We start from the raw sequence: 22,102 nt of genomic DNA, 5'->3' as shown, positions 1-22,102 counted from the left end.
AATGCTCTACAATATCCGCCTCCATCTGCATTACGACTATGAGCGTTCCGCAGCGGGTGGCCGCCATCATATCCGGGTGATGCCGCAGACGCTTCCGGGTATTCAGCGCGTGGTTGCCTCCAGCCTGTCCTTTGATCCTGCGGCGACGGAGCGCTCGGACTTTACCGATTTCTTCGCCAATACGGTGACCTCCATCGTCTATCGCAATCCTCATGAAACCCTCGACGTGACGATGACGGCCCGCATCAACGTGGCGCGGCCGCAGACCATGCTTGACGTTTCCCCTGATCTTTCCGGTCTGACTCGGGAAATACGCGGCGTCTGGTCGGTGGCGTCCGACGCGCCGCATCACTTTCTGACATCCAGCGCCCATGCGGGCATCGATGCTGACATGACAGCCTATGCCGCCGCGAGCCTTGGCAGGACGCGGACCGTCATGGAGGCGGCGGGTGATCTGTGCAACCGCATCCATGCGGATTTCACCTATGATTCCGATGCCACCAATGTGCGTACCACGGCGCGGGAGGCATTCGCGCTGCGGGCCGGGGTCTGTCAGGATTTCAGCCACATCATGATTGCGGGCCTGCGCGGCATCGGTATTCCGGCAGGCTATGTCAGCGGTTTCCTGCGCACTATCCCGCCACCCGGCAAGGAGCGGCTGGAAGGTGCCGATGCCATGCATGCCTGGGTGCGCGTCTGGTGCGGGCGCGAGGCGGGCTGGCAGGAGTTCGATCCCACCAATGCGATGATGGCAGGCAATGACCATATCACCGTCGGTTACGGGCGGGATTATGCCGATGTCTCGCCTATCGTCGGGGTGCTGAAAACCAGCGGTTCGCAGGAAGCGAAGCAGTCGGTGGATGTGATCCCGCTGGAGTAAACGGATTGACAGCGCTTTTGTCCTTCGCGTCCCCATTATTGGAATAGTTTTTCTTGGTTTCCGGCAAACGGGAGAATATGGTCTGCTTCAAGTGCCATTTGCGCCGGTGAATGGGATGAAATTTCGAAGTGCGATCCATGCTCCCCATTCCACCGCTGATGCTGACCACAGGTCCGGTTCCCGCCTATCCGCAAGTGCTTGCCGCGCTCGGAAAGCCTGTTCTTTATGACTATCATCCCGCCTTCCAGGCCTTCTATGCCGAGGTGATCGAAAAGCTGCGGCTGGCGCTGCGGCAGGACACGGCGCCGGTCATCATGCAGGGGGAGGCCATTCTCGGTATCGAAGCAGCCGCTGCCGCGCTGATTGCCCGTGACGATGTGGTTCTGAACCTTGTCTCCGGTGTCTATGGCAAGGGATTTGCCGGCTGGGCCGCGCGCTATGGCAAGGAGGTCGTCGAACTTGCCGTGCCCTATGATGATATCATCGACCCGCAGGCGGTACGTGCGGTGCTGCGCCAGCGCCCGGATATCAAAATTGTCTCGCTTTGCCATCACGACACGCCGTCCGGCACGCTCAATCCGCTGCGGGAGATTGGCGCCGCCGTTGCTGAACACGGCGCCTATCTCATCGTCGACGCGGTGTCGTCCTTCGGCGGACTGGATGCCCATCCGCAGGAGGCGCATGCCGACATCTTCATCACCTCGCCATCGAAATGCCTGGGCAGCACGCCGGGTCTGAGCCTCATCGGGGTGAGCGATCGAGCCTGGGCCAAGATCGAGGCCAATCCGGACGCGCCACGCGGCTCGTTCCTCAGCCTTTTGGGCTGGAAAGGCGCTTCGGAGCCCGACAAGCCTTTTCCGGTGACGCCGTCCATTGCGGAAATCTATGCGCTCGACGCGGCACTTGACCTCTATGCCGCCGAGGGTGCCGAAAACGTCTGGGCCCGCCATGCGGAAACGGCTGACATCACCCGCAACGGCCTGCTGGATCTCGGTCTGGAGCTCTGGCCGAAAAAGCTGGAATACTGCGCGCCGACAGCCACCGCTTTCAAGCTGCCCGATGGTTTCAGCGATACCGCTCTGCGCGACCGGTTGCGCGACGAGCACGGCATCCTCCTGTCGCTCGGCCGTGCCGATACATCGGGCAAGCTGCTGCGCGTCGGGCATATGGGCGCGTCCGCCAACCCCGATTTTGCCCGCGCCACCATTGCCGCTCTCAGCCAGATTCTGTCCCGCCCCCTCGGCCAAACCTATGCATAAGAGGATCGCAAGCATGTCCCGTATCCTGTTGAACCGCCGCGCCTTTCTCAATCTGACCGCCAGCGCCGCCGCGCTGACCGCCATGCCGGGTCTTGGCTGGGCGCAGGGGGAAACGCCTGTCAAAGGCGGGCGTCTGATCGTCGCCGGGGACAGCGAACCGGCCAATCTCAATCCTGCCATCGTTGCCTCCAATGGCGTGTTCTTTGTCGCCAGCAAAATTGTCGAGCCGCTGGCCGAACAGTCCTATGACGGCAAGGACGGCCTGTCGCCGCGCCTGGCCACCGCATGGGAAGGCTCGGCCGATGGCCTGACCGCAACGTTCAAACTGCGCGAAGGCGTGACATGGCACGACGGCAAGCCGTTCACTTCGGCCGATGTCGCCTTCTCCGCGCTGGAAGTGTGGAAGAAGCTGCAGAATCTTGGCCGCGTTGTCTTCAAAAACCTCGAGAGCGTCGAAACGCCGGATGACCACACGGCCGTCTTCAAATTCTCGCAGCCGACGCCGTTCCAGCTCATCCGCAATGCGCTGCCGGTGGTGACCTCCGTTGTGCCAAAACACCTCTATGAAGGCACCGATATCGCCAAGAATCCGGCCAATGAAGCACTTGTTGGTACCGGCCCGTTCAAATTCGGCGAACACAAGCCGGGCGAATACTACCTGCTGAAGCGCAATGAGGCGTACTGGCAGAAGGATCAGCCGCTGCTGGATGAAATCGTCTACCAGATTCTGCCCGACCGCTCCTCCGCCGGCAATGCACTGGAGGCCGAACAGATCCAGCTTGCCGCCTTTTCCGCCGTGCCGCTTGCCGATCTCGCCCGCATCTCCAAGGTGCCGGGCCTGAAGGTCTACGCCAATGGCTATGAAGGGCTGACCTACCAGCTCATCGTCGAGATCAACCACCGCCGCAAGGAACTGGCTGATCCGCGGGTGCGTCAGGCGCTTGCCCATGCGATCGACCGGGATTTTGTCGTCAAGACGATCTTCCTCGGCTATGCCAAGCCGTCGACGGGACCGGTTCCCGCCTATGACAAGACGTTCTACGAGCCAGATGTGGCCGCCAATGCCTTCGATCCGGCCAAGGCGGAAGCGCTGCTCGACGCGGCGGGCTACAAGCGCGGCGCCGACGGCAATCGTTTCACGCTGAAACTCCTGCCGGCACCATTCTTCAATGAAACCAAGCAGTTCGGCGATTATCTTCGCCAGGCGCTGGCCAAGGTGGGCATCGATGCGCAGGTGGTCAGCAACGATACACCCGCCCATCTGAAGGCGGTCTATACGGACCATGATTTCGATATCACCGTGGCTACGCCGGTCTACCGTTCCGATCCGGCGATCTCCACGACGATCCTGTTCGAAAGCGGGCTGCCCGCCGGTGTGCCGTTCTCCAACCAGTACGGCTATGCCAATGCGGATGTGGACAGGCTGATCAAGGACGCCGCTTCTACTGTAGATAGCGACAAGCGCGCCGGTCTCTATAAGCAGTTGCAGAAGGTGGTGGCTGAGGACCTGCCGCTGATCAATGTGGCCGAGTTCTCGTTCATCACCGTTGCGCGCGATACGGTGCAGAATGTGTCCGACAATCCGCGTTGGGCGGTGTCCAACTGGGCGAATATCTGGCTGAAGGGGTAGGGCGGCGGACTTGCTCTTGGCATAAAGCCGCATCTTCCCTCCTGAACACAAACCCGTTTGTCTTCCGGCATTATTGGCTCTAGTGTCCCCCTCCATTCGCATGACCTGTCGGAGCCTTTCTTGCCGCCTCTTGCATTCTTTTTCCTGAAACGCCTTTTGGGTGCGATTCCGGTTCTGGCCGTTGTGCTCGTCGGCAGCTTTCTGCTGCTGGAGGCGGCATCCGGTGACGCGGTGGATTCCTATGTGGCCCGTTCCGGCGGCATGGATGCCGGCCAACTGACGCAGTTGCGTCAGGCATGGGGCCTCGATCAGGGGCCATCCCATCGTTTCATCGCCTATGTCTCGGCACTCGGCCATGGCGATCTCGGCTGGTCGACGGCGTTTCAGCGCCCGGTATTGTCGGTGATCGCCGAACGATTGCCGGTGACGCTGCTGCTGATGGGGATTGCCACGGCACTTGCCTTCTTCCTCGGTTCGCTGCTCGGCGTCATCGCCGGTGCGAAACCCGGTTCCCTGCGCGACCGGTTCCTGTCCATCGGTTCGCTGGCGCTGTATGCCGTTCCCGGCTTCTGGCTGGGGCTGGTGCTGATTGTGATTTTTGCTGTCGATCTGCGCTGGCTGCCGGTCGGCGGCATCGAGACTATCGCATCCGGCAAGAGCGGATGGGCACGCATGACGGATATCGCCGCGCATCTGGTGCTGCCGGTCGCCTCGCTCGCCATGGTTTACCTCGCGCTTTATCTGCGCCTGATGCGCGACCGCATGAGCGAGGTCTGGCGCGATCCCTTCGTCACCGGCCTGAAGGCGCGCGGCCTCAGCCGTGGCCGCATCGTCTGGCGGCACGTGGCGCGCAATGCGGTCCTGCCTGTCATCACCATGCTCGGCCTGCAGGCGGCGGTCATGCTGGGTGGCAGTGTGGTGGTCGAAAGCGTTTTTGCCATTCCAGGGTTCGGGCGGCTGGCGGCGGAGGCTGTCTCGCGGCGTGACACGCCGCTGCTGCTGGGTGTCATCCTGTGCAGTGCCGTCACGGTGATTATCGCCAACCTGCTGGTCGATCTGGCCTATGGCAGGCTCGATCCGCGCGTGAGGATCGGCCGATGAGCGTCTGGCGGCGTCTCAACCTTGAAGGTCGTGCCGGGCTGGTGCTGCTTCTGGCGCTGGTTCTCATGGCCTTGCTCGCCCCCTGGATCGTGCCGGGCGATCCGCTCGCCATCGTCGGCGAACCCTTGGCTCGGCCTTTTGCATCGCAGGCGCATTGGCTGGGGACTGACCGGCTTGGCCGCGATGTGCTGTCGGAACTTCTCTACGGCACGCGCACGACTCTGCTGGTGGCGTTCTTCTCGGCTGCGGCAGCGCTCGTCATCGGCAGTCTGGTCGGCACGCTGGCAGGGTTTCTCGGCGGCATTGCCGATGCCGTGCTGATGCGGGTCACCGAGGCATTCCAGACGGTGCCGGGCTTTTTGCTGGCGCTGGCGACAATCAGCGTGACCGGGCCGAGCGTCCCGACCCTCATTCTGGCCATCAGCCTCGGCACATGGACGCAGGCAGCGCGTGTCACCCGCGCGGAGGTACTTTCCCTGCGCGAGCGCGATTTCGTGGCCGCCGCCCGCACGCTCGGCATGCGGCCGCTGGAGATAGCCTTCCGGGAAATATTGCCCAATGCCTTTGGTCCCGCCGCCTCGCTGGCCGCCATTTCGGTGGCTGCGGCCATCCTCATCGAAGCCGCCCTGTCGTTCCTCGGTTTCGGCGATCCGAACCGGGTGACCTGGGGCAGCATGATTGCCGAAGGGCGCACGGTGCTGCGTGCAGCGCCTTATCTTTCCATCGTGCCGGGTCTGGCGCTGGTGGTCACGGTCCTCAGCGTGCACCTGATCGGGCGCGGCCTGTCGCGCAGTGAAAGGTTTCTCCAGCCATGAGTGAACCATTGCTGCGCGTGGAAAATGTCGGCGTCACCTACGGCAAGACCGTGGCACTGGCGGATGTCTCGCTCGACCTTGCGCGAGGAGGGCGGCTGGCTTTGATCGGCGAAAGCGGCTCGGGCAAATCCACCCTGGCCATGGCCATTGCGGGGCTGCTGCCAAAACAGGCCCGCCAGACCGGCTCGATCGTCTTTCCCGGTGCATCGGCACGGCCCCGCCTTGGCCGGGATATCGGCGTGGTGTTCCAGGATCCGGGCGGCAGCCTTGATCCGGTCATGAGGGTCGGCGACCAGATTGCCGAGGTTATCCGGGCGCATGAGGACACCAGCTGGATCGCCGCACGGGTGCGCGCCGCCGATCTGATGGACCGGGTGCGCATTCCAAAGGCCCTGTCGCGCCTCAACAGCTATCCGCACGAGTTCTCCGGCGGCCAGCGCCAGCGCATCGCCCTCGCATTGGCGCTGGCGGCCAATCCGTCGCTTGTCATCGCCGATGAGTTGACCAGTGCGCTCGACACGGTGGTGCAGCGCCATATCGTCAACCTGCTGGATGAGCTGGTGCGCGAGGACGGGCTGACGCTGCTGTTCGTCACCCATGATATCGCGCTGGCATCCGAACGCGCCGACCAGATCGCCGTTCTCTACAAGGGACAACTCGTCGAACAGGGCGTTGCATCCGATGTTCTGGGCCAACCTGCACATCCCTATACCAAGGCGCTGATCGGCGCGCATCTGTCACTGGACACGCCGCGGCAAAAGCGGCTTGCCGAGATCAACCCCGACAGCCTGAACCTGTCATGAGTGAAACGGACAACGCCACTGTTCTGGATGTAAAGGATGTCGCCAAACGCTTTGGCGAGCGCAACGCATCGGGACTGAAAGACATCCGGTTGACCGTGAAACGCGGTGAAACGCTGGCACTGGTCGGTGCATCGGGATCGGGCAAGACGACGCTCGCCCGTCTCGTCATGCGGTTGGGCAAGCCGGATTCCGGATCGATCCACCTGTGCGGGCACGATATCACGGCCCTGCGCGGCGAAGCCCTGCGGCTGCTGCGCCCGAGGTTCCAGATGGTGTTTCAGGATCCGCTGGCGGCATTCAATCCGCGCGCCACGGTCCGGCGCATACTGGAAGATCCGCTGCGGTTGCACGATCTGGCCCCGCGGGACAGCTATGGCCAAGTTATCGCCGCCGCGCTCGAACGGGTGGGGTTGAGCCCTGATCTGATGCAGCGCAGCCCGCTGGAATTGTCCGGCGGCCAGCGCCAGCGCATTGCCATTGCCCGGGCGATCGCCACCCGGCCCGACCTGATTGTTCTGGACGAGCCGGTGTCGGCGCTCGATGTTTCGGTGCGGGCGCAAATCCTCAATCTCCTGCTCGACCTGCAGGCGGAAACGGGTGTGTCCTATCTCTTTATTTCCCACGATCTTGCCGTGGTCCGGGCCGTGACCGACCGCATGATCGTGCTGGACGAGGGCCGGATTGTCGAAAGCGGCGAGACCGAGCGGATTCTCGCTGCCCCGCAGGCCGAAGCAACCCGGGTTCTGATCGATGCGGTGCCCAGACTGCAGGTTTCCGCCAGTTGACACTCCGGTGGTCGCCGTTCCGGCAATAAAAATCCGCGCCCAGACTTCGCAGACGGCCGATTGGTAAAATTTGTTTAAAAGGTCGTCAGTCAATACAACCTATGGTAGAAGATTCGCGTCGCTTCGCCCAATAGTTCAATTTTTAGGGATGTCCTTCGTACGAAATTAGCCCGCAAACGCTAGTGTCGCAGGAAGTGGAATTGAGGTTGAGAATTGTACGCTGAATATTTCCCTGTCTTCGCCGATCTCGTCCATCGTCTCGGGTTGGTTGCCCTGGTCAGCATGGCCTATGGCTCCATCATCCGTGCTTTCAACCTGCCCTGGACGCGCGGCCTGATGGTTGGGTTTCTGTTCGGCGGTGCCGCCATCATTTCCATGCTCGACCCCGTCATCGTCGATGAGGGCATCATTGTCGATGCGCGTTCCATCCTGCTGGCGCTCAGCGCGCCGTTCGGCGGCGTGGCGGCTGTGCTGGTGTCGACGGCTCTAACGATCCTGTCCCGCATCCTGATCGGCGGAGCCGGCGTGCATGCCGGTGTCGTGGGCATTGTCATCATCGGCCTGATCAGCCTGATCTTCACGCTGGTCTACCGGCCCCAGACCTATTCCTGGAAACATTTCCTCATACTCGGCCTGACGGTTCCGCTCTATACGCTGAGCGTCTTCATCCTGCCATTCGAGCAGGCGCTGCCGATCTTCCAGCGCATAGCGCTGCCGATGCTGACCTTGAGCGTTGCCGGGATTTTTCTCATCTCGATGTTCCTGCACCGGGAGCGTCTGCGTGTCGACCGGGTGAAGACGCTGGAGGTGGATGCCCATACGGACCCGTTGACCAACCTTGCCAACCGCCGCCTGTTTGACCGGGTGGCGCGGCGCACCTTCCGCAAGGCGGCATCGACCGGCGGCGACGTGTTTTCGCTTGTCATGATCGATATCGATTCATTCAAGAGCATCAACGATCATTGGGGCCATTCCAATGGCGATCTGGTGCTCGTGGAAATCTCCACCATCATTCGTTCGCTGGTGCGCAAATCCGATCTGGTCGCCCGCTATGGCGGGGAGGAGATTGCGATCCTGATGCCATCAGCCACCGCCGTTGAAGCCATGGCGATGGCCGAAGCAATCCGGCGGCGCGTCAACGAGACCTTTTTCGACCTCGGGCGCACGCAGGCCCATGTCACCGTCAGCGCCGGTGTCGCCACCTTCACGGCGCAGCACCAGTCGATGACGGAACTGATTGAAGAGGCGGATGTGGCGCTCTACCGGGCCAAGCGCCTCGGCCGCAACCGCATCGAACTGGCGGCCATGGCCGCCTAGGGGCTGGCCCCTAACGCTGCCCCAAAGCATTGGTGATGGCAGCGCAGCGTTGCAGCGCCCAGCGCATGTCGCCCTGCGCCCCGTCGATGGCGCTCTCATGGACTTGCTGCAGTCCGATGCGCAGCTGATAACAGGCAAGGACGGTTTTGTCCTGGACGAGATCCGGCCGGTGAACCTCGAAATAGCGTGCCTGCTGCTCCATGCAGTCCAGCCATGGCCGCCAGAACAGGATATTGGCGATATCGTAGAGCGGGTCGCCATACATGGCTTCCGACCAGTCGATCACACCGGTGATATGACGGCCATCGGTCAATACATTGTTCGAACCGAAGTCCGCGTGCACGAGTGCCCGCACATCGGGGCAGTACCGGGCCAGTTCGGCGCAGCGTCCGGCCATATCCGCGGCCCGGTCATCGCCGGTCAGGCTGGCAACAAAGCTCCAGTCATAGCCCGACACGGCGGACAGGAATTCCCCCCAGCTGGCATTGCGCCCGTTTCCCGCCGCATCGAACGGGCCATAGCCGCGTGCCTGTCCGACGCCGGATAGGGCGATGGCCTGCAGGACATCGGCGACCGGGGCAAGAACCGGCGGCAGATCCTGCGGCGGCAAATCCTGCAGGGTGACGCCTTCGGCCATGTGCGAGACACAAAACCCGTTGCCGTCATCAAGAACGCCATGAGCGACAATGGCCGGAATGGGCAGCGCGGGCGCAGAAAAATGCCGGCTCGCATAGGCGTCCTTGGCAAATCCGTCAGCGGACCGGTTGATGCGCAGGACAAAGCGCTCATTGCCCAGATCATAGCGGAAGGCACGCGAATCCTCGCCTTCCGTGATCGGGACGAGCCGGACGGTCTCGCCCGTCAATTGCCGGAGCTTGCCCGCGGCGGCGGCCAGTGAAATGTCAGGTTTTTGCATGACGGGGAAGGCGGTCAGGCGCCGCCGGCTTTTCCGCGTTCGTGCACGATCCGCGCCATGGCCTGCGCTTCGGGGCCTTCCCCCTGCAGGCCCTCGGCAACGCCGGTCCTGTCGGCCTCAGCCCGGTTCTGGCTGACTTTCCATTTGCCTTCGATGCGCGCGATCGGGATTTCAACGCCGATAATGCCTTTCACCTGCCCGGCGATGAATGGCTCGGGCGCATCTTCCACCGCCCATGGCTGGGCGCGGCTGCCTTCCTGCGTGCGGGTGAGGCTGCCGATCTGGCGGCGCAGCCATTCGGGATCGTCCTGTATCTGCGGTGTGCCCCAGACCTGGACAACCACATAGTTCCAGGTTGGTACAACCTTGCCGTGCTCACGCTTGGCCGCATACCAGGACGGCGTGATATAGGTGTTGGGGCCCTGGAAAATGACCAGCGCCTCGGCACCCGCCTGCAATGCCGCCACCTGTTCGTTGGCCTTGGCCAGATGCGCGCGAAGGGTTCCGTTCGGCCCCGCATCCGCGTCAAGTTCGAAGGGGATGAGATTTGCCATCAACCCGTGTTCGCCGCCGGTCACCAGCATGGCCAGCGGGTGTTTGCGGATCAATTCATGCATCACGTCAAGGCGGTCTTCACGAAACGCGGGTGGTCTGTACATGGATTGCTCCGGTCTATCGGTTACGGCTTCATGCCGCGCACGGCGTTTGCGGGGAATAATAGTGTATCGGCGCGGCGGCGCAAGGCGCATGCAAGCCCGCGCCCGCCGGCAAGCAGGAATCTGGATTTCCCGCTTGCTATTTCACGGCGCGTCGTAAGATGATGAAGCGAGAAACAAGCAATGTCCCGAGGGCTCATGATGGACGAAGAACCCGAACTGGTTGTATCGCGTTTGTCGAAGGAGTTCACGCGCGATGGAATCACCGTCAGTGTCGAGATTTACCGGCTTGCCGAGCAGAGCGAATGGACGCTGGAGGTGGTGACCGAAGACAAGGATTCCATTGTCTGGGATGACCCGTTCGAGACGGACCAGGCTGCATATGACGAATTTCTGCGTGCGGTCGAGGAAGAGGGGCTGGCCGGCCTGATCGATCCCGATGGCGGCGATACGCTGCACTGACATGCGCCCGGCATGTCCGCAGACCGGGCATTGGCTTGGGAAGCTCTTGAAAACACTGGTCGGAGTGAGAGGATTCGAACCTCCGACCCCGTCGTCCCGAACGACGTGCGCTACCAGGCTGCGCTACACTCCGTGACCAGCGATGCGGGGTATATACCGCCGAGTTTTTATGCCTGCAAGTCGTTTCATAAGCACTTCTTCAATTATACCCATGCAAACATAAACCATGTTCTGGAAATGGGTGAACCGGCCTTGTGATCGCTGCTGAAAGTCTTGTATCGATAAAATACGGATGATGCGATGTATCGCAAAGTCTGCCGGAAGAGAGCTAATTGTATATCGGACGAGATATCGACTGAAACAATGGGGTTGCATGCAATGACATCGGGAATGAAGCGTATTATCAGCTTTGTAATGAGTGGCGGTGTTGGTTCAAGGCTCTGGCCTTTGTCGCGCGAAGACTTTCCCAAGCAGTTTCATAATCTTTCCGGTCAAGGTTCTATGCTGCTGCGTACCGTCAAGCGCATGAGTGCTCGCGGCGGCGATGTGGCCGTTCCGGTCTATCTGCTCGCTTCCGAACGGCATGCCGACCGCATCAGCCAGGATCTTTCCGGCGTCGATCTGGCGGGCGGACGGGCGATTCTCGAACCCATGGGCCGCAACACCGCCGCCGCCGTCGTGCTGGCAACCGAGATCACGCTGCGCGAACATGGCGATGATCTGGTGCTTGTCGTTCCCTCCGACCACGAAATCACCACGGACCGCGATTTCTGGAATACCGTGGAAGCGGGAACCGACGCGGCCATGGCCGGCCGGATCGTTGTCTTCGGCATCCAGCCGGACCGGCCGGAGACGGGCTACGGCTATATCGAGGTCGGGCCGCAGAACGATGACACGCGCGATGTCGTCCGTTTCGTGGAAAAGCCGAATGAGGCAACCGCGATCCAGTATCTCGAATCAAAAAATTTCCTCTGGAATTCCGGTATCTTTCTGTTCCGCGCCAGCGCCATGCGCGACGCGTTCCGGGCCCATGCACCAAAGATCTGGGACGGGGCCGTCACGGCGCTCGACGCGGCGACAAGCAATGTCTCAGGCACCTACCTGCCACATGATCTCTACGCCGAGGTGCCGTCCATTTCCGTCGATTATGCCATCATGGAACATGCAAAGGACATTGCGCTGGTCCCGGCGCGCTTCCGCTGGAACGATCTCGGATCGTGGCAGTCCCTGCTCGAAGTCAGTTCCAGCGATGGCAGCGGCAATGTGATTGTCGGCGACGTCGTGGCCATCGATTGCGAGAACAGCTATCTGCGCAGCAATGGCCGCCTGCTTTCCGCCATCGGATTGCGCGATCTGGCCGTGGTGTCGACCTCCGATGCGACATTCGTCGCGCCCGTCACCGAAAGCCAGAATGTGCGCAAGATCGTCGAACAGCTGGAAAAGACCGGGCGGCTCGAAACCAAGTTCACCCCGGCGCAGGACCGGCTGCCGCAGGTCGGTGCCTATGAAAAGCGTGTGCGCCACTGGCTGTTCGAGGAGACGCTGCCGCTGTGGTCGACGGTCGGCGTTGACCGGCGTTATGGCGGTTTTCATGAGGCGCTGACCTTTGACGCCACCCCCATCGTCAAGACCAAGCGGATGCGCACCACGGCGCGGCAGATCTATGCCTTTGCTGTGGCGCACGAAATGGGCTGGGACGGCCCGGCCCATGATCTGATCGACCACGGCATCCGCTTCATCACGGCCAATGGCCGCACGAAACGCGGCGGCTGGGTCAAGACCTTTAACCCAGACGGCACGGTGCTTGACGGGGCGGAGGATGCCTATGACCAGTCCTTCGTGCTTTTGGCGCTGGCGCATGCCCATCGGGCCGGCCATCCGCAGGCGCTGGGTCTTGCCACGGAAACCTTTGCCTTCATCGACGAGTACCTCGCCGATTCCAAGCTGCGTGGTTTCCTGGAAATGCCGGGGGATACCGGTCTGCGCCGCTCCAACCCGCATATGCACCTGCTGGAATCATTCCTTGCCTGGTACGATGTGACGGGGAACCGCGATTATCTGCAGCGCGCCGCGCGGATCGTCGATCTGTTCCGGCATCACCTTTTCGATGCGGAGACATGGACGCTGGGCGAATATTTTACCGATGACTGGGAGCGCGCTCCGGGCGAAAAGGGCGAATGGACCGAGCCGGGGCATCATTTCGAATGGGCCTACCTCCTGTCCAATTTTGCTAAGGCGTCGGGCCAGAAAGACATCATCCGCCACGCGCGCAAGCTCTATGCCTCGGCCATTGCCAACGGGCTGAACCGCACGACGGAACTCGCCTATGGCGCTGTATCCCGGCACGGCCTGCCGCTCGACACCAATTCACGCAGCTGGCCGCAGACCGAGGCTGTGAAAGCCGCCATCGCGCTTGACGGCAATGGCGGGCCGGACCTCAAGCCGGAGGTCGAGGCGCGGGTGGGCCGCCTGTTCCGCTGGCATATCGAACAGGCGCCGAAGGGCCTGTGGATCGACCTGATCGATGAAAAGGGCAGGGCGCGGGCCGAAGAGGTGCCGGCCTCGATCTTCTATCATCTCGTCTGCGCCCTGACGCAATATGTGGATTACATCGGAAAGGCTTAATCCGGGGCTTGCACGGGCCAGGCCCGCATGGCGGTTTCGGCAATGCCTGTCAGTTCTTCGACGTTCGCGCCGTCGCGCGCCTGCACGGACATGCCTTGAATGATGGTGCCATAAAATCGGGCCAGCTGGCGCGTATTGGTGGTCTCCGGCAGTTCGCCCGTGCCGATGCCCTTGCGGATATAGTTCTCGATCATATCCAGACTGCCGCTGCGCATGGCAGCCAGACTAGCGGCGACCCCTTTCACTTCCGATGCGCAGGAGAGGACCGCCGTCGAGATCATGCAACCGCCCGGGCCTGCGGTGAACGTTTCCGCCGCGCCGCGCAACAGACGTCTGATCCCGCCATAAACCGTCTTTTCCTCCGTCAGTGCAGCCGGGAAATAGGCGCCGAAACTGCTGCGGTAGAGGTCGAGGACTTCCGCATAGAGCGCTTCCTTCGACCCGAAGGCCGTGTAGAGGCTGGGCGGGGTAATGCCCATCGCCGCCGTCAGGTCGTTGATCGACGTGCCCTCGTAGCCGTGCTCCCAGAAAAGCTGCAGTGCTTTCTCCCGCGCCGCCTCCCGGTCAAAGCTGCGCGGACGGCCGCGCTTGCGGCCGGGTTCTTCAACGGTGCTGTCAGATGGCTCGTTTATTTTCATAGTGACCACTAATAAATTTGTTGACGCGAAGCAGGCTTGTGCTAATCCTATTATATAGCGACCACTATTAAAAAGGAACAGGCCGATGAACATACCAGTTGCAACAGCCCTGACAACACTTGCCTTGACCGCTCCGGCACTGGCTGCACAGGCCGGTTTCAAGGACCGGCTCGACGCCGTGATTGATCGCGCCATCGCCGATCAGACCATCGTGGGCACCGTCATCCTGGTCGCCGAGAATGGCGAGATCGTCTATCGCCGCGCGGCGGGGTTTGCCGATCGCGAGGCCGGGGTGCCGATCGGGGAGAATGCCATCTTCCGCTTTGCATCGATGACCAAGCCGATTGTCGCGGTTACAGCCCTGCGGCTGGTGGAAGAGGGAAAGCTGAAGCTCGATGATCCCGTCACGCAGTATCTGCCGGATTTCCGGCCAAAACTGGCTGATGGCCGTGAACCTGTCATCACCATCCGGCAGCTGATGGATCACACGTCTGGCCTGAGCTATGGCTTCCTTCAGCCCGCCGACGGCCCCTATCGCAAGGCCAACATATCCGATGGTCTTGACCAGCCGGGGCTCTCCATCGAAGAAAATCTGCGCCGGATCGCAACGGTGCCCCTGTCGTTTGAACCCGGCACCAGCTGGGAATATTCGGTTGGCATCGACGTGTTGGGCGCAGTGCTTGCCAAGGCCACGGGCAAGACGCTACCCGAGCTGGTGAGCGAACACGTCACCGGAAAGCTGGGTCTCAAGGATACGGCATTCAGCGTGAGTGACCGGGCAAGACTGGCGGTAGCCTATGGCGATGCGCAGCCGCCGGTGCGGATGGACGGACCGCATGTCGTGCCGTTTTTCGATGGCGGCGTCAGCTTTGTATCGGACCGCATCTTCGATCCCGCTTCCTACGCGTCTGGCGGTGCGGGCATGGCCGGGACCGCCGATGAATATGTGAGCTTCCTCGAAACCCTGCGCAAGGGCGGCTCGCCCCTGCTGAAGGCCGCCAGCGTCAAGCTGCTGTCTGACAACCAGATTGGCGATATCGTCGTGACGGCCACGCCGCCGGGCTGGGGTTTCAGTCTCGGGTTTTCCGTTCTGAAAGACCCTGCGGCGGCGGGCTCGCCGCAATCGGCAGGCACCTGGCAATGGGGCGGTGTCTATGGCCAGTCGTGGTTTGTCGATCCTGAGCGCAAGCTTACCGTCGTTGCGCTGACCAATACGGCCCATGCCGGCATGATGGGGGCATTTCCCGATGGCGTGCGTGACGCCATCTATGGCAAATGATGGACATGGCGGGACAGATCAATGTCCCGCCTCCATGCCTCAATAGGGGCTTTCGACCTTGCCGGTTTCCACATAGACAGACTTGATCTGGCTGTAGTGATAGAGTGCAGCCAGCCCGTTTTCACGGCCGACGCCGGACTGCTTGAAGCCGCCGAACGGCATTTCAACCGGGGCGAGGTTGTAGGTGTTGATCCAGCACGTGCCCGCCTTGAGCTGGCTGATGACGCGGTGGGCACGGGAAAGGTCCCTGGTGAAGACACCGGCGGATAGTCCGAACTCCGTATCGTTGGCGCGGGCGACAACCTCGTCCTCGTCCTTGAAATCAAGCACGGCCATAACGGGCCCAAAAATTTCCTCCTGCGCGATGGTCATGCCATCGGTGACACCGGTAAAGATCGTCGGCTCGACATAGCAGCCGCCTTCAAAACCCTGCATCTTCGGCACGCCGCCGCCATAGGCAAGCGTCGCCCCCTCGGCCTTGCCCTTTTCGATATAGGCAACAACCTTGTCGCGCTGCGCCGCATTGATCAGCGGTCCCAGATGGATGTCCGGATCGAGCGGATCGCCGAGGCGGATTGCCTTGGTGCGCGTCACCAGCCGGTCGAGGAACCTGTCCTTGATGCCCTTCTGGACGAAGACGCGGGTGCCGTTCGAGCAGACCTGTCCGGTGGAATAGAAATTGCCGAGCAGCGCGCCGCCAACGGCGTTCTCCACGTCCGCATCGTCGAAAATGATCAGCGGCGACTTGCCGCCGAGCTCCATCGTGGCATGCTTCATGTGCGAACCGGCCTGTGCCAGCACTTTCTTGCCCGTGGGCACCGAGCCGGTCAGCGAGACCTTGGCGACAAGAGGGTGATCGACGAGCTGCGAGCCGACATCGCCAAACCCCTGCACCACATTGAATAGGCCATCGGGCAGGCCCGCCTCCCTGTAGATTTCCGCCAGGGCGAGCGCCGATAGCGGGGTGTTTTCCGACGGCTTGAAGATCATGGCATTGCCCGCGGCGAGCGCCGGGGCCGACTTCCAGCCTGCGCCCTGAATCGGATAGTTCCATGCGCCGATGCCGACGCACACGCCGAGTGCCTCGCGGCGCGTATAGGCGTAGGAGCCGCCAAGCTCGATCATCTCGCCATTGAAACCGGCGATGATGCCGCCGTAGAATTCCAGGGCATCGGCGGCCGAAGCCGGATCGGCAACCAGTGTTTCCTGAATGGCCTTGCCGGTATCAAGCGTTTCCAGTTCGGCGATCTCGGCATTGCGGGCACGCAGAAGGTCCGCCGCGCGGCGCAGGATGCGGCCGCGTTCCACCGGCTTGAGCGCTGCCCAGGCGGGCTGAGCGGCCGCCGCAGCCTGCACGGCCTGTTCGATCAGGGCCGGCGTTGCGCCAAACAGTTTTGCGATGATTTCGCCGGTCGCCGGATAGATCACATCGAGCGGCTTGCCGGCCTTGTCCTCGACGAAGCGGCCATTGATGAAATGTGATGCCTTCGGCTGCGCGCGCATGGTGTTCTCCTGAAGTTTGTTCATTCTTATATTACTCACCCCCCTCTGTCCTGTCGGACATCTCCCCCACAAGGGGGGAGATGGCTGGCAAGCCAGAGGGGGGTGAATACATAATCACTCACCGGTCGCTCACTTCCCAGCGCGGATTGATCCACGGTTCCTGATTGGAGCGCGGCAGGGAATCGCGGCCAAGAATATGGTCCGATGCCTTTTCGCCGGTCATGATCGAGGGACCATTCAGGTTGCCGTTGGTGACGCGCGGAAAAATCGAGGAATCGGCGACACGCAGGCCATCGACACCGATTACCCGGCATTGCGGATCGACCACGGCCATGGGATCGCTTGCCGCGCCCATCTTGCAGGTGCCGCAGGGATGGAATGCGCTTTCCGCGTGCTCGCGCAGGAAGTCGTCGATGGCCTCATCGGATTGAACATGCGCGCCCGGCGAAATCTCGCGGCCGCGATAGGGAGCAAGCGCCGCCTGGCCGAAAATCTCGCGGGTCAGCCGCACCGCATGGCGGAAGTCCGTCCAGTCATCGGGGTGTGACATGTAGTTGAAGACGATCTTCGGCTTTTCCAGCGGATCGGACGAGCGCAGGGTGACGCTGCCGCGCGACTTCGAGCGCATCGGACCCACATGCGCCTGAAAGCCGTGGCCCTTTGCCGCCGCCTTGCCGTCATAACGGATGGCCGCGGGCAGGAAATGGTACTGGATGTCGGGATAGTCGACACCGGGTTTTGAGCGCACGAAGGCGGCGGATTCAAAATGGTTGGTGGCGCCGTCGCCCGTCTTGAAGAACAGCCATTGCGCGCCGATCCTTGCCTTGGAAAACAGTCCGAGTTTCGAATTGAGCGTGATCGGTTTCAGGCTCTCCTGCTGGATGTAGACTTCCATGTGGTCCTGCAGGTTCTGGCCGACACCGGCGCGGTCAGCCACCACGGCAATGCCATGTTCCTTCAGGTGCTGTGCCGGGCCGATGCCCGACAGCATCAAAAGCTTTGGCGAATTGATCGACGACGCCGCCACGATCACCTCACGCCGCGCGCGCACGATTTCCGTCTTGCCGCGCCGGGTGATTTCCACCCCCGTCGCCCTTTGATTCTCAATGACCACACGCCGCGCGAAGCCATTGACGAGACTCACATTTCGCCGCTTCAGCGCCGGGCGCAGATAGGCATTGGCGGTGGACCAGCGGCGGCCATTGTGGATGGTCTGTTCCATGGCGCCGAAGCCCTCCTGCTTGGCGCCGTTATAATCTTCGGTGACTTCGAAACCGGCCTGCTTTCCGGCCTCCACGAAGGCGTGGAACAGCGGATTGTCGCGCCGCCCGCGCTGCACGTGCAGCGGGCCATTGGTGCCGCGCCATCCGGCCTCGCCGCCATGGGAATGTTCCATGCGCTTGAAATAGGGCAGCACATCCGCATAGGACCAGCCAGCCGCGCCGCTTTCCGCCCAATGGTCGAAATCATGGGCGTGGCCGCGCACATAGACCATGCCGTTGATGGAGGAGGAGCCGCCGATCACCTTGCCGCGCGGCGTGACCAGCGTGCGCCCGCCCAAATGCGGTTCCGGCTCGGACGAAAAGCCCCAGTCATAGGTGCTCATGTTCATCGGGAAGGAGAGGGCGGCGGGCATCTGGATGAACGGCCCCATATCCGTGCCGCCGAATTCGATGACGATGACCGAATGCTTGCCATCCTCCGACAGGCGGTAGGCCATGGCGGAACCGGCCGAACCCGAACCGATGATGACGAAATCTGCTTCCATAGCTGGCCCCATTATTCGCCGCGCGGAAAGCGCGCCTTGTCTTCCAGAACATTCAGATCCATGTGATTGCGCATGTAGCGTTCCGAGGCCCTCTGCAGCGGCTGGTAATCCCAGGGGTAGTAGGAGCCGTTGCGCAGGGCTTCATAGACAACCCAGCGCCGGGCCTGGCTCTCGCGCACGGCGGCGTCATAGGCGGCCATGTCCCAGCGCGCCCTGGCGGCAGCCGTGAACCGGGCCTGCAGCACGGCATGGGCGGGATCACCGGCAAGATTGGTCAACTCGTGCGGATCCGATTCAAGATCAAACAGTTGCGGCGGATCGATCTCGCAATGCACGAACTTGTATTGGCCGTCGCGCATACAGACGAGCGGGGCGTTGGAGCCCTCCGCCGCATATTCCATCAGCACCGGGCCCTGCCGCTTGCCGCCCGCGATGACGCCGGTCAGATCTTCGCCGTCGGTCCATGGTTTGACGGCGGCAATGTCGATACCGGCAAGTGCTGCAAGGGTCGGGTTGATATCGAGCGTCGATACCGGCTGCGTGACCAATTGCGGCTGGATGCCGCGACCGGCAATCATCAGCGGCACGCGGGCCGACCCCTCGAAAAAGTTCATCTTGAACCACAGGCCGCGCTCGCCCAGCATATCGCCATGGTCTGACGTGAAGACGATGATGGTGTCGTCGAGCATCCGCGTAGCCTGCAGTACCTCCAGAATTTCGCCGATCTTGTCATCGACATAGGAAATATTGGCGAGATAGCCCTGGCGTGCCCGGCGGATATTGTCGGTGGTAATATCGAATTGCGTGTAGTCGCAGGCCTGCATCAGGCGCTGCGCATGCGGGTCCTGCGCTTCGAAGGGGATGGCGGCAATGGCGGGTTCAAGCGCTGGCGAATTCTCGTAGAGGTCCCAGTATTTGCGCCGCGCCACGTAGGGGTCATGCGGATGGGTAAAGGAGACGGTGAGGCACCACGGGCGGCTCGCCGCATCGTCTGAGGTGCGCGACAGCTGGTAGAGCTTTTGCGTGGCATGAAACGCCACCTCGTCATCATACTCCATCTGGTTGCTGGTTTCGGCGACGCCAGCCCCGGTGACAGAGCCGAGATTGTGATACCACCAGTCGATGCGCTCGCCCGGCTTGCGGTAATCTGGCGTCCAGCCGAAATCGGCGGGATAGATGTCGGTGGTCAGGCGTTCCTCGAAGCCGTGCAACTGGTCGGGACCGACAAAATGCATCTTGCCGGAAAGGCCGGTGTAGTAACCGGCGCGGCGCAGGTGATGCGCATAGGTCGGAATATCCGAGGCGAATTCGGCGGCATTGTCATAAACGCGGGTGCGTGACGGCAGCTGACCGGACATGAAGGAGGCGCGGGCGGGGGCGCAGAGCGGCGAAGCGGTATAGCTATTGGCAAAGCGGGCCGAACGCTGCGCCAGAGCGCGCAGATGCGGGGCATGGATGAAGTCAGCCGGGCCGTCCGGAAACAGGGTTCCGTTCAGCTGGTCGACCATCAGGATAAGAATGTTCGGTCTTGTCATTGGGATGCTCCGGCGGCGGCTAGTTTCGTCGTCACGTAATCTTCCACGAGCGCGATTGCCGAAGCTGCCTCAGGCGCGCCATTGCGCAGCGCATGGCGGATATAGAGCCCGTCGATCATCGCCCCGGTGCCCTCGGCAACCTGCAGGGCGGTGGCCCGGTCGGTCATGTTGCTGAGGGCAAAGGCCAGGTTGGACTGCATGCGCCGGGCATAGACACGCAGGAGGCGGCGGGTCTCGACCGATTGCTGCGCATGCACGTAAAAGGTCAGCCACGCCGCCACGGTCTGCGGCGCGAACTGCGAGGCGGAGAAGTTGACGGCAATAATGGCGGCAACGCGTTGCGCCGGCGTCTGTGCTGTGGCCAGAGCGGCGAGAAGGTCCTGCCCGAGTTCTTTCAGGAGATGGCGCATGGTGGCGAGCATCAGCTGTTCCTTGCCGCCGAAATAATGATGCGCCAGTGCTGGCGAAACACCCGCTTCATGGGCGATTTCCGCGACGGTCACATCAAGCGAGCCGCGCTGGCCGATGGTGCGGATCGCCGCATCGATCAACTCCCGCTTGCGCAGTGGTTCCATTCCGACTTTGGGCATGCTGAAAACCTCGTTCGGAGCAATTATTATTCTTGATTGACTGGTCAATCAATAAAAATCACGACATTTTGGAGCGGTATTTGATGGGAGTGCGAACCACGCGGGGGTGCGGGATGCAACCACCGGCAAGCAATAAACGGCTCTCCACGATGCTCCCAGCCGCACGATAATTGCCAAACCACAGGCCCCGGTATTGCACTGCAACAAAGCCCTTTACCTTGAAACGATGCGGGTTCATGGTTACGTCAACAAGAATGACATTTTGGAGGAATGACATGACAGCCTGTATCGTTGGATGGTCGCATCTGCCTTTCGGAAAACTGGAAGGCGAGAGCGTTGAAAGCCTGATCGTCAAGGCGGCCGTCGCTGCGCTCGATCATGCAGGCATCGGCCCCCAGGATGTGGACGAGATTGTCCTTGGCCACTTCAATGCCGGATTCTCGCCGCAGGATTTCACCGCCAGCCTCGTCCTGCAGGCCAGCGATGCCTTCCGCTTCAAGCCCGCCACGCGCGTGGAAAATGCCTGCGCCACCGGTTCGGCCGCCGTGCATCAGGGCATCAAGACCATTCGCGCCGGTGCTGCCCGTGTTGTATTGGTGGTGGGTGTCGAGAAGATGACATCGACGCCGGGACCCGAGATCGGCAAGAACCTTCTCAAAGCTTCTTACCTGCCGGAAGAGGGCGATATCCCCGCCGGTTTTGCCGGAGTGTTCGGCCAGATCGCGGCTGCCTATTTTCAGAAATATGGCGACCAGTCCGATGCGCTGGCGACAATTGCCGCCAAGAACCACAAGAACGGCGTCAACAACCCTTACGCGCAGATGCGCAAGGATCTGGGCTATGAGTTCTGTCGGCATGAAAGCGAAAAGAACCCCTTCGTTGCCGGTCCGTTGAAGCGGACGGATTGCTCGCTGGTATCGGACGGCGCGGCGGCGCTGGTTCTCACGGACACGCAGACCGCGCTCAAGATGAGGCGCGCCGTGGCTTTCCGTGGCGCTGCCCATGTGCAGGATTTCCTGCCGATCTCCAAGCGCGACATCCTCTTGTTCGAAGGTTGCGCCGAAGGCTGGAAGCGCGCCCTCGATCAGGCTGGCGTCACCATCGACGATCTGTCCTTTGTCGAAACCCACGATTGCTTCACCATCGCCGAACTCATCGAATATGAGGCCATGGGACTGGCCAAGCCGGGCGAGGGCGCCAAGGTTGCGCTGGAAGGCCAGACGGCCATGGGCGGGCGCCTGCCGGTCAATCCATCCGGTGGTCTCAAAGCCAAGGGCCATCCGATTGGCGCCAGCGGCGTCTCCATGCATGTGCTCTCCTCCATGCAGTTGACGGGCGAAGCCGGCGGCATTCAGGTGCCGGATGCCAAGCTTGCCGGCATTTTCAACATGGGTGGCGCTGCCGTGGCCAACTACGTGTCGATCCTCGAACGCATCAAGTAAACCGCCCGATAGCGGTTTTTCCGAATCCGGGACTTCAAGTTCCGGATTCGCCGTGTCAAAAGCATCCGGCAAATCCATGAATTGAATCATCTTTTCCG

The 22,102-nt window shown here is 61.8% G+C and carries 19 protein-coding genes and 1 tRNA gene; 12 read left to right on the top strand and 8 right to left on the bottom strand.

Annotated features, from left to right (window positions below; translation table 11 throughout):
* Nucleotide 1: 1 nt before the first annotated feature.
* From ACTJJ7_RS04410 to ACTJJ7_RS04375, 8 genes are all read left to right on the top strand, one after another.
* Nucleotides 2–880, top strand: a complete 879-nt coding sequence (locus tag ACTJJ7_RS04410) for a transglutaminase family protein (protein ID WP_105737147.1) — start codon at nt 2–4, stop codon at nt 878–880.
* A gap of 137 nt (nt 881–1,017) precedes the next feature.
* Nucleotides 1,018–2,139, top strand: a complete 1,122-nt coding sequence (ppaT, locus tag ACTJJ7_RS04405; protein WP_245457707.1) for a pyridoxamine--pyruvate transaminase — start codon at nt 1,018–1,020, stop codon at nt 2,137–2,139.
* A gap of 13 nt (nt 2,140–2,152) precedes the next feature.
* Nucleotides 2,153–3,769 carry an ABC transporter substrate-binding protein gene (locus tag ACTJJ7_RS04400; protein WP_105737149.1) on the top strand — a complete coding sequence of 539 codons (1,617 nt, stop codon included), beginning with the start codon at nt 2,153–2,155 and terminating at the stop codon, nt 3,767–3,769.
* Between the two features lie 120 nt (nt 3,770–3,889).
* Nucleotides 3,890–4,870 carry an ABC transporter permease gene (locus ACTJJ7_RS04395; protein ID WP_440965605.1) on the top strand — a complete coding sequence of 327 codons (981 nt, stop codon included), beginning with the start codon at nt 3,890–3,892 and terminating at the stop codon, nt 4,868–4,870.
* Complete coding sequence (locus ACTJJ7_RS04390; protein ID WP_440965603.1) at nt 4,867–5,685, top strand: ABC transporter permease; 819 nt, start codon at nt 4,867–4,869, stop codon at nt 5,683–5,685. The genes ACTJJ7_RS04395 and ACTJJ7_RS04390 overlap by 4 nt, the downstream gene beginning before the upstream one ends.
* The gene (locus ACTJJ7_RS04385) at nt 5,682–6,488 is read left to right on the top strand and encodes an ABC transporter ATP-binding protein (protein ID WP_440965601.1); all 807 of its coding nucleotides are present in this window, start codon (nt 5,682–5,684) and stop codon (nt 6,486–6,488) included. The genes ACTJJ7_RS04390 and ACTJJ7_RS04385 overlap by 4 nt, the downstream gene beginning before the upstream one ends.
* Nucleotides 6,485–7,273 (top strand): ABC transporter ATP-binding protein, encoded by a 789-nt coding sequence (locus tag ACTJJ7_RS04380; RefSeq protein ID WP_440965600.1) that lies wholly within the window; start codon nt 6,485–6,487, stop codon nt 7,271–7,273. The genes ACTJJ7_RS04385 and ACTJJ7_RS04380 overlap by 4 nt, the downstream gene beginning before the upstream one ends.
* A gap of 213 nt (nt 7,274–7,486) precedes the next feature.
* Nucleotides 7,487–8,590, top strand: coding sequence for a GGDEF domain-containing protein (locus ACTJJ7_RS04375; RefSeq protein ID WP_440965599.1), 1,104 nt, complete (start codon nt 7,487–7,489; stop codon nt 8,588–8,590).
* Nucleotides 8,591–8,600: 10 nt separating this feature from the next.
* On the opposite strand, the gene ACTJJ7_RS04370 is transcribed toward ACTJJ7_RS04375, so the two are convergent.
* Complete coding sequence (locus ACTJJ7_RS04370; protein ID WP_440965598.1) at nt 8,601–9,506, bottom strand: aminoglycoside phosphotransferase family protein; 906 nt, start codon at nt 9,504–9,506, stop codon at nt 8,601–8,603.
* Nucleotides 9,507–9,520: 14 nt separating this feature from the next.
* Nucleotides 9,521–10,165, bottom strand: coding sequence for an FMN-binding negative transcriptional regulator (locus ACTJJ7_RS04365; RefSeq protein ID WP_440965596.1), 645 nt, complete (start codon nt 10,163–10,165; stop codon nt 9,521–9,523).
* 180 nt (nt 10,166–10,345) lie between these two features.
* On the opposite strand from ACTJJ7_RS04365, the gene ACTJJ7_RS04360 reads away from it, so the two are divergent.
* Nucleotides 10,346–10,624 (top strand): hypothetical protein, encoded by a 279-nt coding sequence (locus ACTJJ7_RS04360; RefSeq protein WP_425350509.1) that lies wholly within the window; start codon nt 10,346–10,348, stop codon nt 10,622–10,624.
* 56 nt (nt 10,625–10,680) lie between these two features.
* On the opposite strand, the gene ACTJJ7_RS04355 is transcribed toward ACTJJ7_RS04360, so the two are convergent.
* Nucleotides 10,681–10,757, bottom strand: a tRNA-Pro gene (locus tag ACTJJ7_RS04355).
* A 257-nt stretch (nt 10,758–11,014) separates the two neighbouring features.
* Here ACTJJ7_RS04355 and ACTJJ7_RS04350 point away from each other — a divergent pair.
* The gene (locus tag ACTJJ7_RS04350) at nt 11,015–13,249 is read left to right on the top strand and encodes an AGE family epimerase/isomerase (protein ID WP_440965594.1); all 2,235 of its coding nucleotides are present in this window, start codon (nt 11,015–11,017) and stop codon (nt 13,247–13,249) included.
* Here ACTJJ7_RS04350 and ACTJJ7_RS04345 read toward each other — a convergent pair.
* Entirely contained in the window at nt 13,246–13,887 is a 642-nt protein-coding gene (locus tag ACTJJ7_RS04345; RefSeq protein ID WP_440965592.1) for a TetR/AcrR family transcriptional regulator, read from the bottom strand. The two genes, ACTJJ7_RS04350 and ACTJJ7_RS04345, sit on opposite strands and share 4 nt — an antisense overlap.
* 85 nt (nt 13,888–13,972) lie before the next feature.
* On the opposite strand from ACTJJ7_RS04345, the gene ACTJJ7_RS04340 reads away from it, so the two are divergent.
* The gene (locus ACTJJ7_RS04340; RefSeq protein WP_440965590.1) at nt 13,973–15,166 is read left to right on the top strand and encodes a serine hydrolase domain-containing protein; all 1,194 of its coding nucleotides are present in this window, start codon (nt 13,973–13,975) and stop codon (nt 15,164–15,166) included.
* A gap of 39 nt (nt 15,167–15,205) precedes the next feature.
* Here the strand turns inward: ACTJJ7_RS04340 and betB are convergent, their stop codons facing one another.
* The 4 genes from betB to betI form a co-directional block, all read right to left on the bottom strand.
* The gene (gene betB / locus ACTJJ7_RS04335; RefSeq protein ID WP_440965875.1) at nt 15,206–16,669 is read right to left on the bottom strand and encodes a betaine-aldehyde dehydrogenase; all 1,464 of its coding nucleotides are present in this window, start codon (nt 16,667–16,669) and stop codon (nt 15,206–15,208) included.
* Between the two features lie 118 nt (nt 16,670–16,787).
* Nucleotides 16,788–18,437 carry a choline dehydrogenase gene (gene betA / locus ACTJJ7_RS04330; protein ID WP_440965588.1) on the bottom strand — a complete coding sequence of 550 codons (1,650 nt, stop codon included), beginning with the start codon at nt 18,435–18,437 and terminating at the stop codon, nt 16,788–16,790.
* Between the two features lie 11 nt (nt 18,438–18,448).
* Nucleotides 18,449–19,972, bottom strand: a complete 1,524-nt coding sequence (betC, locus tag ACTJJ7_RS04325; RefSeq protein WP_440965586.1) for a choline-sulfatase — start codon at nt 19,970–19,972, stop codon at nt 18,449–18,451.
* Nucleotides 19,969–20,562 (bottom strand): transcriptional regulator BetI, encoded by a 594-nt coding sequence (betI, locus tag ACTJJ7_RS04320; protein WP_440965584.1) that lies wholly within the window; start codon nt 20,560–20,562, stop codon nt 19,969–19,971. The genes betC and betI overlap by 4 nt, the downstream gene beginning before the upstream one ends.
* 275 nt (nt 20,563–20,837) lie before the next feature.
* Between betI and ACTJJ7_RS04315 the strand changes: the two genes are divergently transcribed.
* Complete coding sequence (locus tag ACTJJ7_RS04315) at nt 20,838–22,004, top strand: acetyl-CoA acetyltransferase (protein WP_105737180.1); 1,167 nt, start codon at nt 20,838–20,840, stop codon at nt 22,002–22,004.
* Nucleotides 22,005–22,102 lie beyond the last annotated feature (98 nt).

This window comes from Phyllobacterium sp. 22229 (assembly GCF_052056495.1).
Classification (GTDB): domain Bacteria; phylum Pseudomonadota; class Alphaproteobacteria; order Rhizobiales; family Rhizobiaceae; genus Phyllobacterium; species Phyllobacterium myrsinacearum.
This window is presented reverse-complemented; position numbering and strand designations above follow the sequence as displayed.